The sequence below is a fragment of the Akkermansiaceae bacterium genome, from assembly GCA_019634595.1.
Taxonomy (GTDB): domain Bacteria; phylum Verrucomicrobiota; class Verrucomicrobiia; order Verrucomicrobiales; family Akkermansiaceae; genus Luteolibacter.
Genome location: JAHCBC010000001.1, coordinates 265,756 through 282,574, shown reverse-complemented (window position 1 = coordinate 282,574; position 16,819 = coordinate 265,756). Strand labels below are relative to the sequence as shown.

Annotated in this window: 12 protein-coding genes; 6 read left to right on the top strand and 6 right to left on the bottom strand. The window is 63.4% G+C overall.

Features of this window, described 5'->3' with window-relative positions; all coding sequences use genetic code 11:
- Positions 1–42 precede the first annotated feature (42 nt).
- The 3 genes from KF712_01185 to KF712_01175 all read left to right on the top strand — a co-directional run bounded on the left by KF712_01185 (position 43) and on the right by KF712_01175 (position 3,853).
- The gene (locus KF712_01185; protein ID MBX3739575.1) at positions 43–1,056 is read left to right on the top strand and encodes a chorismate-binding protein; all 1,014 of its coding nucleotides are present in this window, start codon (positions 43–45) and stop codon (positions 1,054–1,056) included.
- 134 nt (positions 1,057–1,190) lie between these two features.
- On the top strand, positions 1,191–3,203 hold the full coding sequence (locus tag KF712_01180) for a hypothetical protein (GenBank protein MBX3739574.1): 2,013 nt from the start codon (positions 1,191–1,193) through the stop codon (positions 3,201–3,203).
- Positions 3,200–3,853 (top strand): response regulator transcription factor, encoded by a 654-nt coding sequence (locus tag KF712_01175; protein MBX3739573.1) that lies wholly within the window; start codon positions 3,200–3,202, stop codon positions 3,851–3,853. Before KF712_01180 ends, KF712_01175 begins: the two co-directional genes overlap by 4 nt.
- Positions 3,854–4,135: 282 nt before the next feature.
- On the opposite strand, the gene rplI is transcribed toward KF712_01175, so the two are convergent.
- Positions 4,136–4,609 (bottom strand): 50S ribosomal protein L9, encoded by a 474-nt coding sequence (gene rplI / locus KF712_01170; GenBank protein ID MBX3739572.1) that lies wholly within the window; start codon positions 4,607–4,609, stop codon positions 4,136–4,138.
- A gap of 173 nt (positions 4,610–4,782) precedes the next feature.
- On the opposite strand from rplI, the gene KF712_01165 reads away from it, so the two are divergent.
- On the top strand, positions 4,783–5,541 hold the full coding sequence (locus KF712_01165) for an alpha/beta hydrolase (protein MBX3739571.1): 759 nt from the start codon (positions 4,783–4,785) through the stop codon (positions 5,539–5,541).
- Here the strand turns inward: KF712_01165 and KF712_01160 are convergent.
- From KF712_01160 to galK, 3 genes are all read right to left on the bottom strand, one after another.
- On the bottom strand, positions 5,516–6,238 hold the full coding sequence (locus KF712_01160) for a hypothetical protein (GenBank protein MBX3739570.1): 723 nt from the start codon (positions 6,236–6,238) through the stop codon (positions 5,516–5,518). The genes KF712_01165 and KF712_01160 overlap by 26 nt on opposite strands.
- A gap of 307 nt (positions 6,239–6,545) precedes the next feature.
- Entirely contained in the window at positions 6,546–8,594 is a 2,049-nt protein-coding gene (locus KF712_01155; GenBank protein MBX3739569.1) for a delta-60 repeat domain-containing protein, read from the bottom strand.
- Between the two features lie 157 nt (positions 8,595–8,751).
- On the bottom strand, positions 8,752–9,930 hold the full coding sequence (gene galK, locus KF712_01150) for a galactokinase (protein ID MBX3739568.1): 1,179 nt from the start codon (positions 9,928–9,930) through the stop codon (positions 8,752–8,754).
- Between the two features lie 289 nt (positions 9,931–10,219).
- Between galK and KF712_01145 the strand changes: the two genes are divergently transcribed.
- Positions 10,220–11,302, top strand: coding sequence for a GNAT family N-acetyltransferase (locus KF712_01145; protein ID MBX3739567.1), 1,083 nt, complete (start codon positions 10,220–10,222; stop codon positions 11,300–11,302).
- Between the two features lie 250 nt (positions 11,303–11,552).
- Entirely contained in the window at positions 11,553–12,956 is a 1,404-nt protein-coding gene (locus tag KF712_01140) for an MBL fold metallo-hydrolase (GenBank protein ID MBX3739566.1), read from the top strand.
- A gap of 30 nt (positions 12,957–12,986) precedes the next feature.
- On the opposite strand, the gene KF712_01135 is transcribed toward KF712_01140, so the two are convergent.
- Both KF712_01135 and KF712_01130 read right to left on the bottom strand, forming a co-directional pair.
- Positions 12,987–15,434, bottom strand: a complete 2,448-nt coding sequence (locus tag KF712_01135) for a hypothetical protein (GenBank protein MBX3739565.1) — start codon at positions 15,432–15,434, stop codon at positions 12,987–12,989.
- Between the two features lie 148 nt (positions 15,435–15,582).
- Positions 15,583–16,812, bottom strand: coding sequence for an MFS transporter (locus KF712_01130; GenBank protein ID MBX3739564.1), 1,230 nt, complete (start codon positions 16,810–16,812; stop codon positions 15,583–15,585).
- Positions 16,813–16,819: the final 7 nt, after the last annotated feature.

Here is a 16,819-nt window from a genome sequence, read left to right as displayed (position 1 = left end):
CTTGCCGGGGGGCGGCTGCTCCAGCAGCGTCACGGCCTGCCGATGGAGGACACCCCAAACTCAATGGCGTGGCTCGCCCGCGACGATCACAGCGTGATCGTCGGCCACGGACCATTCCAGGAAGCGCGGGAGATTTCCCCCGACCAGCCCGCATTCTATATCCGGAATTTCGCGACTCCCGCGGCCGGGGTGTGGAAACTGCCTTCCAGGACGGAAACCCTGCCGCTGGAAGAGTTCCGTTCCCGGTTTCCGGTCTCGCCTTTCCACTGTGAGTGGACGCCTCCCGACGCCGGGCCATTTTCCACGGTGTTCCAGGAAGTGATGGAAGCGATCCGGGGCGGCCTGTTCGAGAAAACCGTGCCCGTGGTCGTGGAGCGTGGCACGGCGGAAAACCCGGGACCCGCCATCATGGCGGCGATGACCCGCCAGACCATGCCGCTCCGCTCCTACGGATGGGTGGATGGTGGGAGCGGCTTCGCCGGGGCGACGCCCGAGCTGCTCCTCTCCCTGTCGGGTTCCAGGCTGGAGACCATGGCACTGGCGGGAACCGCGAAGCAGGAAGACAGGGAGGTCTTCGCCGTAGATGAAAAGGAGATCCGCGAGCATGAATATGTGGCACAAACGCTGGTTTCAAAGCTGCAGAACCTGGGCCACCCCGTCCGGCAGCAACGCAGGATCCTCGATGTGGGGACCATCGTTCATTTCCTGACCCTCATCGGCATCGACCTGGAGAAAGAAGAGACACCCGCCAGGCTGGTGGACCTGCTCCACCCCACCCCGGCGCTCGGTCCGCTTCCGCGGACGAAGGAAACGCTCGGCCTGCTCCAGCAGTGGAGGAGCCGTCTCGGTTGTCCGGAACAGTTCGGGGCGCCGTTCGGCGTGTGGGATGGAAGCTGTTTCAATGCCGTGGTGGCCATCCGCGGCATGTGGTGGAAAGACGATGAAGTCCTGCTTCCCGCCGGATGTGGAATCATCGAGGCCAGCCGCCTTGTGAATGAGTGGCGGGAACTCCGCTTGAAACGAGACTCCGTGAAGCGGATGGTTTCCAAGATCTAAAAATTTCTTGATCCCACCCGTTGATAAACCGGGACTTTTACGCATTTACCGGGATATCAACTTTATCAATTTATTAAAAAATATTGATAAATTGGGGGATTTGCCCCCAAATAGGGCCAGAAGTTCAACGCTGGATGATTCCCCTGATCCGACTTCGTCCCCTCCCCGGCCTGCTCTCGCTTGCCGTCATGCTGCTATCCGCCCAGCGGAGCGGAGCTGCGGAGGTGGCCCAGACGTTTCATCCGATCACCCATCTGGCCCGCGCATTCAACAAGGATCTCGTCAAGCTCGAGGAACGCGTCAGGTGGCTGGACAGCCGCCTCAGCACGCTGGCGACCTACGGGGATGAGAAATTCCGGACCGCCATGGGCTACCGCGCCGGCCGCCTGAAAGCTGACGACGCGGACCCGTCCGTGGTGATGGATCTGGGGAAGGAGTATTCACTCGACACCCTCTACCTGGTTCCGGCGCAACGGGATTCCGTAAGCGGTCCCAGCCTGTTCCCCCGGCGGTTCACCATCGAACTCTCCAACCGCGCCGACTTCGGCCAGCGCATGATCCTTTTCACCTCCGGAACGGATGCTTACAAGGAGCAGAACAGCAGGATGATCCGGTTCGCGGCCCGCGGGGCGTCGGCCCGGTATATCCGGCTCACCGTCCATCAGGGATACATGCAGGGCGGCAGCGACATCTTCGCCCTTTCCGAGTTCATCGCGATTTCGAACGGTGATCCGGTTTCCTTCGGAGCGAAAGTCACCGGAGAAGGAGTCCTGGACATCACGGGCATCTGGGCTCCGGAATATCTGACGGACGGGCGGACGCCTCTCGGGATCTGGCAGAGCAACAAGCCCACCCCCAGGAACGGCGATGCGGTGCCGGTCACCCCGGAAGACCCCACGGTTTCATGGAAGATCGATCTGGATGAATCCGCGCCCCTCGACCGGATCGTCCTTTTCCCCCATCTGGTTTCACAGATGATCGATACCCTCGTCCTCCCGGACGCGATGACGTTTGAGATCGAACAGGGGGACGGGCCGCCTGCGGTCATCCAGTGGCGCAACCCGCTTCCCGGTTCTTCACAACCCACCCCGCTGATCATCCCCCTGCACCGGATGCAAGGCAAGGGCGTCAGGATCACCGCCGTGACCCCATGGCGTATGGGGGAAATCTCCATCCAGGGACTTTCCGAGATCCAGATCCGTTCCGAAGGAAAGAATCTGGCCGCCGGCAAGGTGGTCACACGCACCCGCGCCGGGCAGGAAACGGAAGTCACCACCCTCACGGACGGCTTCAGCGCGGACCGCCAGACCCTGACAGTCGCCACATGGCTGAACCAACTGCATGAACGCCTGCAGCTCGAGAGCGAGCTGCAGGGCCTCCGCCCGATCTATCACGCGAGTGCCGCGGAGAGCGAGCTGAACGCGACCTGGGGTTCCGCCATCATGCTCGGGCTGACGTTCCTGATCCCGGTGTTCATCGTCGAACGCCGCCGCCTGATCAACCGGAACCACCTGGAGAAGCTCCGGAAGCGCATCGCTTCCGACCTGCACGACGACATCGGCAGCAACCTGGGCAGCATCTCGCTGATCGCACGGTCGGCGCGGAAGGATCTGGTGCGTCTGCACGGACCGGAGGAAGTCGCGGAGGATCTGGGTGAGCTGGAGGTCATCGCCCGCGAAAGCTCCCTCGCCATGCGCGACATCGTCTGGCTTCTGGAGCAACGGGCCGACTCCATCGGTGACCTGGTGCAGCGGATGCGTGACACCGCCAACCGCCTGCTCCGGAATGTGGAGTACAGCATGGACTGTGATTCCTGCAAGACGGCCACCCGGTTGTCGCTGGATGCGAAGCGCCATCTTTTCCTTTTCTACAAGGAAACCATCCACAACATCTTCAAACACTCGAAGGCAACCCGCGTCTCCCTGCGTCTGTGGGACCAGGATGACAACCTCCTGATGGAGGTCTGCGACAACGGCGTGGGCTTCGACACGAACTCCACCGCCCGCTCCTCCCCGGTCCACAAGCTGGAGGAACGCGCGCGCGCGCTGGCCGGTCAGCTCGACATCCTCTCCATCCCGACCAAGGGCACCAGCATCCGTCTCACCGTCAAGCGTTCCCTTCTCATCGCCACCTCCTCAACATCATGAGCAAGCCTGAAAACACCGCCAAGATCTGGATCCTCGAAGATCATGAGGCATTCGCCAAGCAGGTGCGGCGCATGCTCAATGCCGAGGAAGACATGGAGTGCCCGCATCACTTCAACCACCCGGACGATCTGTTCGACAAGCTGCGCTTCAGCAACGAAAGGCCGGACATCATGCTCCTCGACCTGGGCCTCCCCCGCCGGGACGGCCTGGAGGTGCTGGGAGAACTGCGTGCCGCCCTGCCCAACGTGAAGGTGGTGATCCTTTCCTCCTTCGACGACCGCGAACGCGTCTATCGCGCCATCTGCAACGGAGCTGCGGGCTACCTCCTCAAAACGGCGGACCCGGACGAGATCGTCTCCGGCATCCGTGAGGTGATCAACGGTGCCGCCGCGCTGAGCGGCTCACTGGCCAAAATGATCCTCCAGGGCTTCGCCAACCACGGCCCGGTCCAGCAGATCGAGCAGCTCACCGCCCGTGAGGAGGACGTGCTGCGTTACTTGGTCCGCGGTCTCATCAAGAAAGAGATCGCCGATGAACTCTCCATTTCCCAGCACACCGTGGACATGCACCTGCGGGCCGTCTACCGCAAGCTCCAGGTCCGCTCCCAGACGGAGGCGGTGTCCAAGGCGCTGCGCCAGGGGATAGTTTGAGAGGAGTTGTTGGAGCGCGGACTTCAGTCCGCTCCTGACAATCATGTCTCTGCGAAGCCAAGCGGACTGAAGTCCGCGCTCCGTTCTTGGCCCACTGGGACCGCGGGATTCATCCCACCCCGGAGAATCCGGATCCAGTGGACAAGCGCATCGCCGATTCTCCGGTGCCTGCAAACCGGGGCGGAATGAATTCCGCGGTCCCAGTGAGGCCCTGATATTACCAAAGAAAAAACCCCGGCTGCATGCGCAACCGGGGCTTTCTGAGATTCAATCTTCCGGAGATCAGCCTTCGGCTTCCTCTTCCTCACCGGCTTCCACGTTGATGACGAGGGTGGCGGTGACCTGCGGGTGCAGGCGGATCTCGACTTCGGTCTTGCCGGACTTCTTGACCGGCTTCTCGAGCTCGATGGCGTGGCGGTCGATGACGATGCCGGCGGCTTCGAGTTCCTTGTGGATGTCGATGTTGGTGACGGAGCCGAACGCCTTGCCACCTTGGCCGGTGGAGAGGGTGAACTTCGGCTTCAGCTTGGAGATCTTGGTGGCGACTTCCTGTGCGGCGGAAAGCTCCTCGGCTTCACGGCGGGCGCGCTCGGACTTGAGGGACTCGAGATGGCGGAGGTTCGACTTGCTGGCCTCATAGGCCTTGCCTTGTGGAATCAGGAAGTTGCGGGCATAGCCAGCGCGGACTTTGACGACGTCGGCTTCAGCGCCAAGGCCTTCGATTTTTTCTTTGAGAATAACTTGTGCGTTGGCCATGGGAAAAATCAGGTCTGAGGTTCGTTTGGGGGCGGCGTTGTGGAGGAACCGGCCCACGGAGTCAAGAAGAATGGCCTGCATTTGGAATGATCCGCCAATTTATTTGGCCCTCCGGACCTTTCACCACCTGAGGAAGACGCTGGCGGATCTCCCGATCCATGCCAGAATCCACCATGCACCACGGAACCCCGACCCCGTTCCAGGAACGGGTGGAGATGCTGATCCCTCCCCTGCCATGGGACCGCCGCGCCCATCGCGGCCCGGAGACGGGTGCGGAAAAAGTGGTGCTTCTCCACGGACTGGGACGCAGTTGGCGCGCGATGAACCCGCTCGCGAGAAAGCTCCAGCAGGCGGGTTTCTCAACCCTGAACCTCCCCTACCCCTCGCTGGTGAAGCCGTTGGACTGGATTCTGGATCATGTGGAGGGAGAGGTGACCCGCTTCGCGGACGGAGGACGGGTCCACTTCGTGACCCACTCCCTGGGTGGCATCGTCACCCGGATGGTGCTCGAACGGGAACACGGGTGGACCGCCGGACGGCTGGTGATGATGGCTCCGCCCAGTTCCGGCAGCGAGATCATCGACTGGGCGTCCAGCAAGGTGTTATTCAGGCCGTTCCTCTCCTCCGCCGCCCGGGCGCTGGCCAGTGATGCGCTGGCGGCGCGGCTTCCCCTCCTGCCCAGCGATCAGGAAGCCTTCGTCATCATGGGCAACCGGTCTTCCATCCCCTTTTTCCGTCGGCTCCTGGATGGGGACAACGACGGCATCGTCTCTTCAGGCCGTGGCCGGGTGGATGGGCTGAAAGGATTCTCGGTGGTGGATGCGGACCACACGTTCATCCAGATCCACCCGGATGCCGTGCGGCAGACCATCGATTTCCTGAAGGAGGGCAAATGCCCGGGAACCTTCAGCGGGGAATGGGCCGCTTCATGAATTCCTCGTCCCGCAGCTTGCGGAGGTACTCCAGGTATCTCCGCTGGGCTTCGATATCCGGATCATCCACCGGGGCCTGATTTCCGTATTTTTTCCATGGCCCGTAGGGCACCTGCCCTGCCTCGACAAACCGCCAATGGACCTTTTCCCCGGAACGGAGGCCGAAAAAGTCCCTCACCGACGGGGAAAGGTCGATGCCAGCCGAGCCGTTCTGCTTCGTCTTCGGCGGCTTGTTGCCGAAGACATATTCCCAATCGTCCGTGACCCATGGGCCGCAGTCCTCCCACTGGGCGTAGCAACTGCGGCCTTTGTGGAAGATCTGGATCCACCGGCCCTTGCAGACCGTCTTTCCGGGGAGGGGCCGCATGCGCGAGAACCAGGGAATGACCCGGGAGGCCTCCGGCTTGTGCGTGTTGTAGTTGATCACGTCGTTGTAAGGCAACGCGATGTAGAAAGGATTGAGCTTCGGGATGAACGCCTTCGGGCGGAACTCCCCGGTGGTGTGGTTGGCGATGCGGTTCTCCGGGTTCGGGTCATCATATCCGCCGAAGTTGATGGCCCATGCGACGTCCCAGGAGGACTTGCAGTTCGGCGTGGGGTTGTTCTGGGTGGGTTGTTCCCCGATCCAGAAAATGGTGGAGGTGACATGGGTCTTCCACGGATAGACCGTCCGCGCGACGGGTTCCGGCGGACGGATCTGACCGTTCCTCGGCGGCTGCGGCCGCGCCCCCGTGGGGACCACCACCTTTGGCATCGCCCCCGGAGTCTGGGCACGCATCTCCCCCGTCACCAACAGCGGCGAGGCCATCAGGAGGATCATGGGGACGGAAAACCGGGGCATGCGGAAGTGGGGGCCTTTTTGGCAAGGGGGCCGAACTTCGCCCAGTTTCCCCCATTCCGGCGGTGTGGCAAGAAAAAGGGTCGTGTCCGCGATTTGAAAGCCCGGGCCACAAGCGGATTTCGTCGACGATTCCCGCAGATTCCGATGGCGGGCGGGAAGCCGCTCACTCGGAGAACCTCAGACGGAAGAACAATCTTTCCGCCCTGGAACCGGGCGCATCATGGGGGACACGGAATGCTTTCCCCCCCGGATCGCCGGGAAGTTCGTCCGCCACATGCCAGTCATCCGCATGCAATGTGGTGCTCCACTCCGCGCCATAGGTGACCGGCAGGCCGGACGGAGGGGTGAAGGAGACTTCGTGGGCATCGCCGGTGGAGATCCAGGCCGGGAGTACGGTTGGTTGGTCCGGGGACCTGGGATCGAGGCCGAGACCATATTCGGCAAGGTTCCCGATGCCATCACGGTCCGCATCCACGTGGTTCGCCGCAGGACCGTCACTGACCGGATCACCGAAGTGATCTTCACGCCATTGCTCGATGGCGGTCAGCTCCTCCCTGCCAAAGAGATGGCTTTCCATCACCACACCCGGGGCACGGTTCGTCGTACTCAGGCGGCCCCGCACGCGGATGAAGCCACTGGCCGGCAGCGCTCCTGTATGGGAAAGGAACCAGTTCCCCGCTCCGGCCCGCACCCCCTTGCCAAGTGGAGTCCATGAGGATTCGCCGTCGCCCCGGTATTCAAAGGAGGTGTAGGCGAAGTCCGCCGCCTCCCCGTTCCTCGTCCAGGTGATACCCGCGCCCGGAACAACTGTCACCGTGGATACCACCGGTGTGTTGAGGAAGCGCCGGACGTTGGGGTTTGAAAGCGGACCACTCGCCAGGCGCAATGTTCCGGAAAGAAGGATGCTGCCGTCCCACAGCATGTTGATGGAGCGGACCCGGTTGGCCGGAGAAAGCCTATCCAGCATCGGACGATATTCCTCATCCGGCGTGCCATCCGGCATCAGGCAGATCAGTCCATAACGGTAATCCCCCGGCCGGCCCGGTTTGCGAACGTAATTGAAATCCCCCCCGGCGAACACCCTGCCATCGTTGAGCCTCATAAGAGTCGTGACGATCCCCCGCAAGTCGCCCTGCACAATGACGTCATAGGACTCATCCGTGCTGCCGTCCGTGTTGAGGCGGGCGAGGAATTTCTTGTTGACCCCGTTGACGGATTCAAAGTGCCCTCCCATCAGGATTTTTCCATCAGGCAGCGGCAGGATGGCGGAAACGTCGGCGCGGTTGTCCCCCGGACTGGCGGTGGTACATTGGAAGGATGCGTCAACGGTTCCGTCCCGGTTCAACCGGTGGACTCCGGAGCCGCCCGCCGCCACCAGGATCTTCCCATCGTCCTGTTCCGCCAAGGCCCAGCTCGCCGTCTCCAATGGGAAATCCTGCGCTGCGGGATCCGGCGTGCCATCCGGCAGCAGGAAGCGGATCACCACCCCTGTTTCGGCGGAATGGAAGGAGCAGACAAGACGACCATCACTCAGTTGGGTCATCCGGTGGAGGCTGCCTGGGATGGCCTGCATTTCCGAGTCCGGCGTGCCATCCACGTTGAACCTGCGGAAGGTGCTGCCTTCCGCCCTGCTGAAGAACTTCCCGTCATCCTGCATCAGGAGGGTGGAGGGATCACTGTAATAGGAGACGAACGGCATCGAGCCATCCACGGTCCCATCTTTCCGCAGGAAGTTCATCCGGGTGTGAGTCGGACTGAGTATCCGCCGCCATGGTCCCACGGCGGTTGCCTCGGCACCCATGTCCAGCGGGTTGAAATTCAGGTCGGGCATCCCCGGGTAGTAGGTGTGCAAGTACACCGATCCGTCCGCCGCATAGGCGATGTGGAAACCGATGGTTTCCGTCCCGTAGGTTCCCGTGATCCAGTCTCCGTCACCGCCCTTCATGCGTCCCACCACCGGAGCGTTGACCGTGCTCTTGAACGCGGTGAGCCTTTGTCCCGGCTGTGGCATGAAACCCAGCGTCACTGTGCCGATCTGCCACTGCGGCGCATCAAACGAAGCCCCGGTCATGGGGACATCCATGGCGTTGACGAAGGTGGGGGAAAACGTCTGCAACGTCTGGCTCCCCGGACCACTGTGAAACTCCAGTTTCACCTCCCGCGCCGCGGCTCCCAGCAGCATCCCTGCAAAAGCGGCCCCTGCGAGAAACATTCCGGAGGAGGATGAAAAGGTCGGGCGCATTGTCCCAAGTTGTGGATCCATCGCCGATCTGTCTAGGTCTAACGGCTTGGGAACCCGAATCCGCGCACTCCATGAATGAAATACCTCCAGTGCACGACACCAGTCGGGCGAAGGGGTGATTTCCTCGTCAGCCCACCAGATGGGCGCCCATGGCGGGCCGCGAGGCGAAGATCTGCGGCTGGATGCCTGTGGCTTCGAAATAGCGGGCCGCCAGGATCCCGGAGATCTCCGCCGCCCAGCCGGACTCGCAGAGGGTGACGGTGGAACCACCGAAGCCCCCGCCCGTCATGCGGCTGCCGATGACGCCGCCGTTGCGGCCGATGGAGCGGGCGATGTCCACCATCACGTCCAGTTCCTCACAGGAAACCTCGAAGTCATTCCGCAGGGAATCATGGCTGGCGGCCATGAGCGGCCCGAGCGTTTCGAAATCATTGCGGGAAAGGGCGGCCGCGGCGGCGATGGTGCGGGCGATCTCGCTCACCACATGGCGGGCACGGCGGTTCACCGGATCCCCCATGGTTTCCCAGTTGGCGAGGACGTCGGCCTCCGTGACATCCCGCCACGAGGCTTTTCCCAGGATGGCGAGCGCCTGCTCCGTCTGACTCCGGCGGGTGGCGTAGCCTCCGTCCGTCAGCGCGTGGTGGGTCATGGTGTTGGCGATGATGACGGTGAGGTCGGGATTTTCGAAAGGAACCAGTTCCGGCTCCCCGGACCGGCAGTCGATGAGGACCAGGCGGTTCGGCCGGCCAAAGGCGGAGGCGAACTGGTCCATGACTCCGCATGGCACCCCGGCGAAGTCATGCTCCGCCTTCTGGCAGAGCAGCGCCTTTTCCTTCGTCTCCAGCACGGTGTCGAGGAGGCCTTCCAGAAAGGTGGCCATGGCGCACTCCAGAGCGGCGGAGGAGGAAAGGCCCGCGCCGCCCGGAACGGAGGAAAGGATGAAAGCGTCGAAGCCGGGGATGACATGCCCCCGGTCCTGGAAGCCGCGGATGACGCCACGCAGGTAGTTCGCCCACGCGGGTTCCCCCCGTTCGACGGGAGGTTCCGCGGGGATGACGGCGGTTTCCCGGTTCAGGGAAGTGGCCAGGCGGATGTCCCGCGTCCCGTTCGCGGCTCCCACGATGACGACATGGCGGTCGATCGCGAAGGGCAGCACGAAGCCATCGCAGTAGTCGATGTGTTCGCCGATGAGGTTGACCCGGCCGGGCGCGGCTGCGGTCACCGTGGCCTGTGCGCCGAAACGATCCAGCAGTCCCTTCGTGGCATCGGAGACAAGGTCGGAAAGGTCCGGGTTGAGCTGCAGCATGCCCCAGCGAATACCATGGAAACGCCCGGGACAACCGCAGACTTGGGAGGACGAGGCCTGTCCGGCTGGCAGGGACCGCATTCCATGCGGTCCGGCGGGGTGAACTGCCCCCTTCCCCGGGATGTGATACCGATGGGATGGCCTCATCCGCGATTGGCACCGGCTGGCGATGCAAGTCTCCCCCGCCGGACGCCATGGAATGGCATCCCTGCCATCCTCCAATCACACCTCCCCCCCCCCCCCGCGATCCGCCCTTGCGGGTGGCCGGGCATCTGCTAGGTAAAGCGCAGTGGCCCAACAGAGCAACGTCCGCGAGGTTCTCCAATACATTCCCCAGTTCCGTGGGAAGACCTTCCTTGTGCTCATCGAGGCCGGGCTGCTGCCGGAACCCGCCATTGCGGAAACACTGCTGGACCTGGCCGTACTGGAGGATCTGGGGGTGAAGCTGGTGCTCGCCGTGCTGGGTGGGGACCTGAAAGACCTCTACGACTGGACGCTGGAGTGCGAGATCATGTCCGCGCGCGTTTTGAAACCGATCACCGACCCCGGCGCGGTCAAGGAGACGCTGGACATCCTGGCCCGCGGCCAGTCGGTGGTAATCGACGCCTCCTCCACCAGCCCGCTGGCTCCGGCGGTGGTGGACTTCGCCAAGGGGATCGGCGTGACAAAGGTCATCGCGCTGCTTGAGGAAGCGTTGCTCATCAACGGCGCACCCGCCCATGCCATCCGCGCGGCGGATGCGCTGGCGCTCACGGAGCAGACGGACGGCCCGGGAGTGGAACTGCTCCACGCCGCGGCGGAGGCCTGCAACCGTGGCATCCCCCGCGTGCATGTGCTCAACGGCCGCCGCCAGGGTGTGCTGGTGGACGAACTTTTCTCCAACGAAGGCGTGGGCACCATGATCCACGCGGACAGCTACCGGATCATCCGCCCGCTGCGGGAGGAGGACATCCCGGAACTGCTGGGCATGATCGGCCGCAGCGTCCGGCGGACGAAGCTGGTCGCCCGCACCTACGAGGACATCCAGTCGAAGATCAACGACTTCCGGGTCATGACCATCGACGACAACGTCGTCGGTTGTGTGGCGCTGCACGAATACCGGGAGGAAGACACCGCGGAGGTGGCCTGCCTGTATGTGAAGCAGGCGCACGAAGGCCGTGGCTATGGCGTGGAGCTTGTCCGGCATGCGGAGGAGATGGCCCGGGAAAGGAACATCCCCCGGGTCTTCGCGCTGACGAACCGGGCGGCGGACTTCTTTGCGAACCGGCTGGGCTACAGCACCGCCACGGTGGAGGACCTGCCGGAGAAGCGGCGCGAGCAGTTCGAAGCCAGCGGCCGGGACTCGCTGGTGTTCTCACTGGAACTGGATTGAGGGAATGCATTCCCAGCATTTCGGAATCAGGGAGATATCGGAAACATTCGATATCACTGATTTACTGATTTCAGAAGAGCCGATGTGAGTCGGGGTCAGAGCCAGATCGGAGGCGATTTCTTCAGTCTGAATCAGTAAATCAGTGGTCATCATCCTTCATCCCGGGAACAGCACCCGATCAGGATCCCCGTTGGGAACGCCTTCCGGACTTGAAGTGACCTGCGAGGGGCCCGATGTTCCGTATTGAAGCATGAAACTCAAATTTTGCGGTGCCGCCGGCACCACCACCGGTTCGCAGCATCTGCTGGAGGTCAATGGGAAGCGCATCCTGCTGGATTGCGGGCTGTATCAGGGCCGGCGGAAGGACGCGTATGACATCAACTGCTGTTTCCCCCACTTCCATCCCGCCGACATCGACTGCGTGGTGCTGTCCCACGCCCACATCGACCACAGCGGCAACCTGCCGAATCTCTGCGCGAAGGGCTTCACCGGCAACATCTACGCGACCAACGCCACGCGGGATCTCTGCCAGATCATGCTCGCAGACTCCGCCCGCATCCAGAAAAGCGACATCGACTGGCTCAACAAGCACCGCCTGCGCGATGGCCTGGACGCCGTGCCCGCCCTCTACAGCGAGCAGGACGCGGAGCGGTGCCTGCGCCAGTTCGTGACCATCGGCTATGACCGGCCCATGCTCATCGCGGACGGGGTGTCACTCACGTTCATCGATGCCGGGCACATCCTCGGCAGCGCGCAGGTGTTGCTGGAGATCACGGACCAGGCGGACGGGAAGAAGAAACGCTTCCTTTTCTCCGGAGACGTGGGCCGCGGCGGCAGCGAGGTGCTGCGGGATCCCGTCGCGGTGCAGGATGTGGATTTCCTCCTGATGGAGAGCACCTACGGCGGGCGCGAGCACGAGGCTCCTCCCGGAGTGGACGACCAGTTCGGCGAAGTGATCCGGGAGGCGGTGAAGCGCGGCGGGAAGATCCTCATCCCGGCCTTCGCCGTGGAACGCACGCAGGCACTCCTCTATGTGCTGCATGACCTCTTCCTGCGCGGGGAGATCCCGGGACTGCCGGTGTTCGTGGACAGCCCGCTGGCGGTGAGCGCCACGGAGATCTACCGCCTGCACCCGGACTCATTCAACGAGGCGGTGTATGAACAGCTTTTCCAACGGGAGAATCCGTTCGGTTTCGAGAATCTGACGCTGATCCGCTCCGTGAACGCCTCAATGGCGCTGAACGACCTTAAAGGACCGGCGATCATCATCGCCGCGTCCGGCATGTGCGAAGCTGGGCGGATCCTGCACCACCTGAAGCACAACATTTCCGACGGCAGGACCACGATCCTGTTCGTGGGCTACTGCGCGGAGAACACCCTGGGCAGGCGCATCCGCGACGGGGAACGCGAGGTCCCCATCCTCGGCGGACGGTTCAAGGTCCGCGCGCGGATCGAGACGGTCGATTCCTTCTCCGGCCATGCCGACCACTCGGAACTGCTGGACTATTTCGACCGCACCACCGGCCCGAAGAAGCGGGTGTGGTTGGTGCATGGCGACCACGAACCCGCCCACGCGCTGCAGCGGGCGCTGGCGGAGAAACACCACGGCGGGAGCGTGGAGATCGCCGCCCTGGGGGAAACGGTCGAGTTCTGAAACAGCCCCCGACCGCCGGACGTTCCGCCATCAGTCGATGCGGAACACCCCGGTCCCGAGCGCGGACACCTTGAGCTTCACGTTGCCGTCCTTCACCTCCGCCGCGGCGGTGCCGAAGAGACCGGTGAGCTTTCCGCCCGTGAGTTCGGGCAGGCGGAGGACCGCGTCCGTGGCTTCGTAGTCCTCATTCACGAACAGCAGGTACCTGCCGGTGGCCGCGCTGCCGCAGAGGAGGGCATGAATCCTGCCGTCAGCGGATCTCAGCATCCGGCCGCCGGGTTCCATCAGCGCCGGGGCGACGACCTTGATCTCGGCAACGAGGTCCTTGAGAACCTTCTGCGTTTCCGGGTGGTGGCCAGCGCCTTCCTCGCCCGTTTTGTCGCCGGTTTCCTTCCAGCAATACCACATCATCCCGCGCACGCCGTGGGTCAGGTGGAGGTAGGAGATGCAGCGGACTTCCTCCGGTTTTTCATTGTGCAGCTTGTTGTTCCCGAAGGACTGCGGCACGGCGATGACCGGCTTGCGGAAGTCCACTCCCTTCAGCGCGGCATCCGTGGCACTGGCGATGGCGGAGAGGTGGTTGCGCTGGCCGCGATAGACCAGGTAGACGTCGATCGCCAGAATGTCACAGGCATCCTGTAGCTGTCCGTATTCCCCGGTGGCGACGAGGTAGGTGGGATGATCCTCATCCAGCTCATGCCATTTGCCATTGATCGCACGGAGGGATGGGAGGTGATAGGGTGACGGCTCATCCGCCACGTACCACATGGAGAGGGCGGGATGGTTCTTGTACTTCGCCACGGCCTCTTCCATGAGGCCCAGTTGCTTTTGGAACGCGGGATGCGTGGAAGCGGTGGCGGGATTGAGATAGACCGCCGTCCCCCACGCCTGGCCTTCCCAGATGGAGGTGATGCCCTTTTCCGCCAGCCGATCCATGTTCTCCGGAGTGGCGTCCCAGTCCCAGAACTGGAACATATTGAAACCGATCTCCGCCGCCTCATCCACCTGCGCGCCGCTGACGTGATAGATGCCGAGCGGGAAGAAGGGCTTCCCGTCCTTCAGGATCACCGTGTCCTGGTCCACGAACACCTGGCCGGGCCTGACCGGCACGATCTTGAAAACCGCCTTCGCCTCGTCCACGACCGCACCGGGGCGTTCCGTCACGGCGCGGATGGTGTACTCCCCTTCGGGAGCATCCGCAGGCAGATCCATCACGACAGGGAACTCCGCGGTGGTGACGGTCATTTCCTTCGCGGAGATCCTCTTTCCGTCCGGCGCGGTGATCTCCAGCTTCAGGGGCATCCCCGCGATGTTCCCATAGATCGGCTCGAGGCGGATCTTGAAATGGACGTCCTTGTCACGGCGGGCGGTGGAAATCATGCCACGGTAGGCGGGAGGGATGACCGTCAGGAACTCCGGAAGCGTGATGGTCTCCGCAAGCAGCGGAATCTCCGCCCCATCCGAAGGATTGATGATGGAAACACCCACCTTGGTTTCCCCCCGCAGGTCCGCCATGACGGGCAGGGCCAGCCAGGATTGGTCGTTGGCCTTGATGCCCTTCACCCCGCGCCGGACGGTCCGGGTTTCCTTTCCGTTGTCCATGCGGAGGACCGCGGAGACATCCAGCGGTTCGTCCGTGGTGTTCCTGAGCATCAACCGGGTCTGCCCCCTGCCGGGAGCGATGACCTTGCGCCCGAAGGTGTCCTTCGCTCCGCCGAAATCATGTTCCGACATCCGATGGAACAAGCCCATGCGCTGGAGCCGGAGCATGGTTCCCGTGTTCCCCAGCAGTCCGGCATCCGGGTGACGGAGTGCCGACAGCACCACGAATCCTTTTCCGAAGCGTTTCATCATCATGCACGGCTGCGAGGCCCAGCGTGCGATGTGTTCCCATTCGCCCGGCGTCCCCGCCTTGTAGAAGGTGGAGATCTCCCCGGTGTCGCCCAATCTCCCCGGCAGGATGCGGAAGCTGTGGACGGGATTCATTTCGGACAACGTGCCGTCCTTCGGCTTCTGCTTCGGCTCCTCCGTGGTCACCGCCAGCTTTTCATCGAGCAGCGAAAGCCACTCCAACTGGCCCGGTCCGGTCGCGCCGGTGAGCACGATCGCGCCGCCTGCCTCCATGAATCCCCTCAGTTCCTCCGCTTCCGCTTTCCCGCCATCCGCCCGTGGCAGGATGGCATTGAGATCCGGCGCACCGACGATCACGTCCAGATTTTTGAGATCCGCTTTCAGCTTGGACCAACCTTGGGAGGAATCGGGATATTTCTCCGCTTTCATGCCGGACTCTTTCAGCGCGGCGGAGAACTCATCGGAGTGCTTCTCCCCGGCGAGGATGGCGATGCGGAGTTTCCCCGCGCTCTCCGCCGCGGTGAGGAGGCCGGAGAAAAGCGCGACCGAGGAAATGGAGACGGCGGCGAGCTTGCGGAGAAAGCCGCCCGCCCGGCGCGGATGGGTGATTGGGGACAAGTGGTTCATTCGTGGTCAAAGGGGAATGGTTCGACCGGGCGGCACAGGCGTGCGTGCACCGGTTCCCCACCTTATCCCGGGCGCCCCCCCCAACAAGTACACGACCGTTTATCGGTCCACCGAAGGGCGGGCGGATGGATTTCCGCTCCTCCGCCGGTCATCCTCCGCAGGCCTCCACCGCGTCCGGCTCCTTCGCCACAGGCTGGTGGCGCGAGATGAGGACGATGAAAATGGCGAGCGCGGAAACCCCACCGCCGCACCACATCACGGCGGACACGCCGAGGTGATCCACCACCTGGCCACCGAGGACGGAGCCGAGCGCGATGAACACCTGGAAGGTGGAGGTCAGAAGCGCGGCCCCGCCTTCCATGGCTTCCGGAGCCGCCTTGAAAACCCATAGCTGGAGGACAATGGGCACCGCACCGAAGGCCAGGCCCCAGCAAAGGATGAGCGCGGAGGTGGAGACCGCGTTCATCCCGGTGGATGGCAGGAGCATGATGGAAGCCGCAAGCAGGATGATGACCACGCCGATGGTCCCCCGCAGGTTCCTGCCCGCCGCCGCTCCGCCGATGAAATTTCCGGCGATCCCCGCCACGCCGAAGGCGAGCAGCAGCGAGCTGATGTAGCCGGGTCCCATCTGTGGGTTCTGTTTGAGAAACGGCGTGACATACGTGTAGGCCCCGAAGTGTCCGGCGATGACCAGTGCCACGGTCGCCAGGCCCATACGAGCGTCCGGATGGCGCAGCAGATGGGTGAACTGGAGGAAGCCCGGTGCCTTTGGCCCAGGCAGCTTTGGCAGCGCCCACCACTGCACGGCACCGGCCAGCAGGACCACTCCGCCGATCACGGAAAAGGCGGTCCGCCACCCCAGGAAGTCCGCGACGACCTTGCTCACCGGCACACCGGCCACGGTGGCGATGGAAATGCCCGCCATGATGATGGTCGTGGCGCGGACCATGGACGCCTTCGGCACCAGGCGGCCCCCGAGGGCGATGGCGTTGCTCCAGAATCCCCCGAGGCTGATGCCGAACAGCACCCGCGCCACCAGCATGACCTTGAAATCCGGGGCCATGGCGGAAATGAAACTGGAGAGGGCGAGCAGCGCCATCAGGGAAAGGAGCAGCACCCTCCGGTCCACCCGGCTGGCGAGCAGGGTCAGTGCGGGGGCGGCGAAGGCGGCGACGATGCCGGGCACGGAAACCATCAGCCCCGCCACCCCGGAGGAGACACCCAGCGCTCCGGAGATGTTCGTCAGCAGGCCGATGGGCAGGAACTCACAGGTGACCAGGACGAACGCGCCGAGGGAGACGGACAGAACGGCGAGCCAGGATTTCAGCGTGGCCTGTTCCGGCGGAGCGGAGCCGCTGGCGGAGGTGGGAAGGTGCATGCGGTTT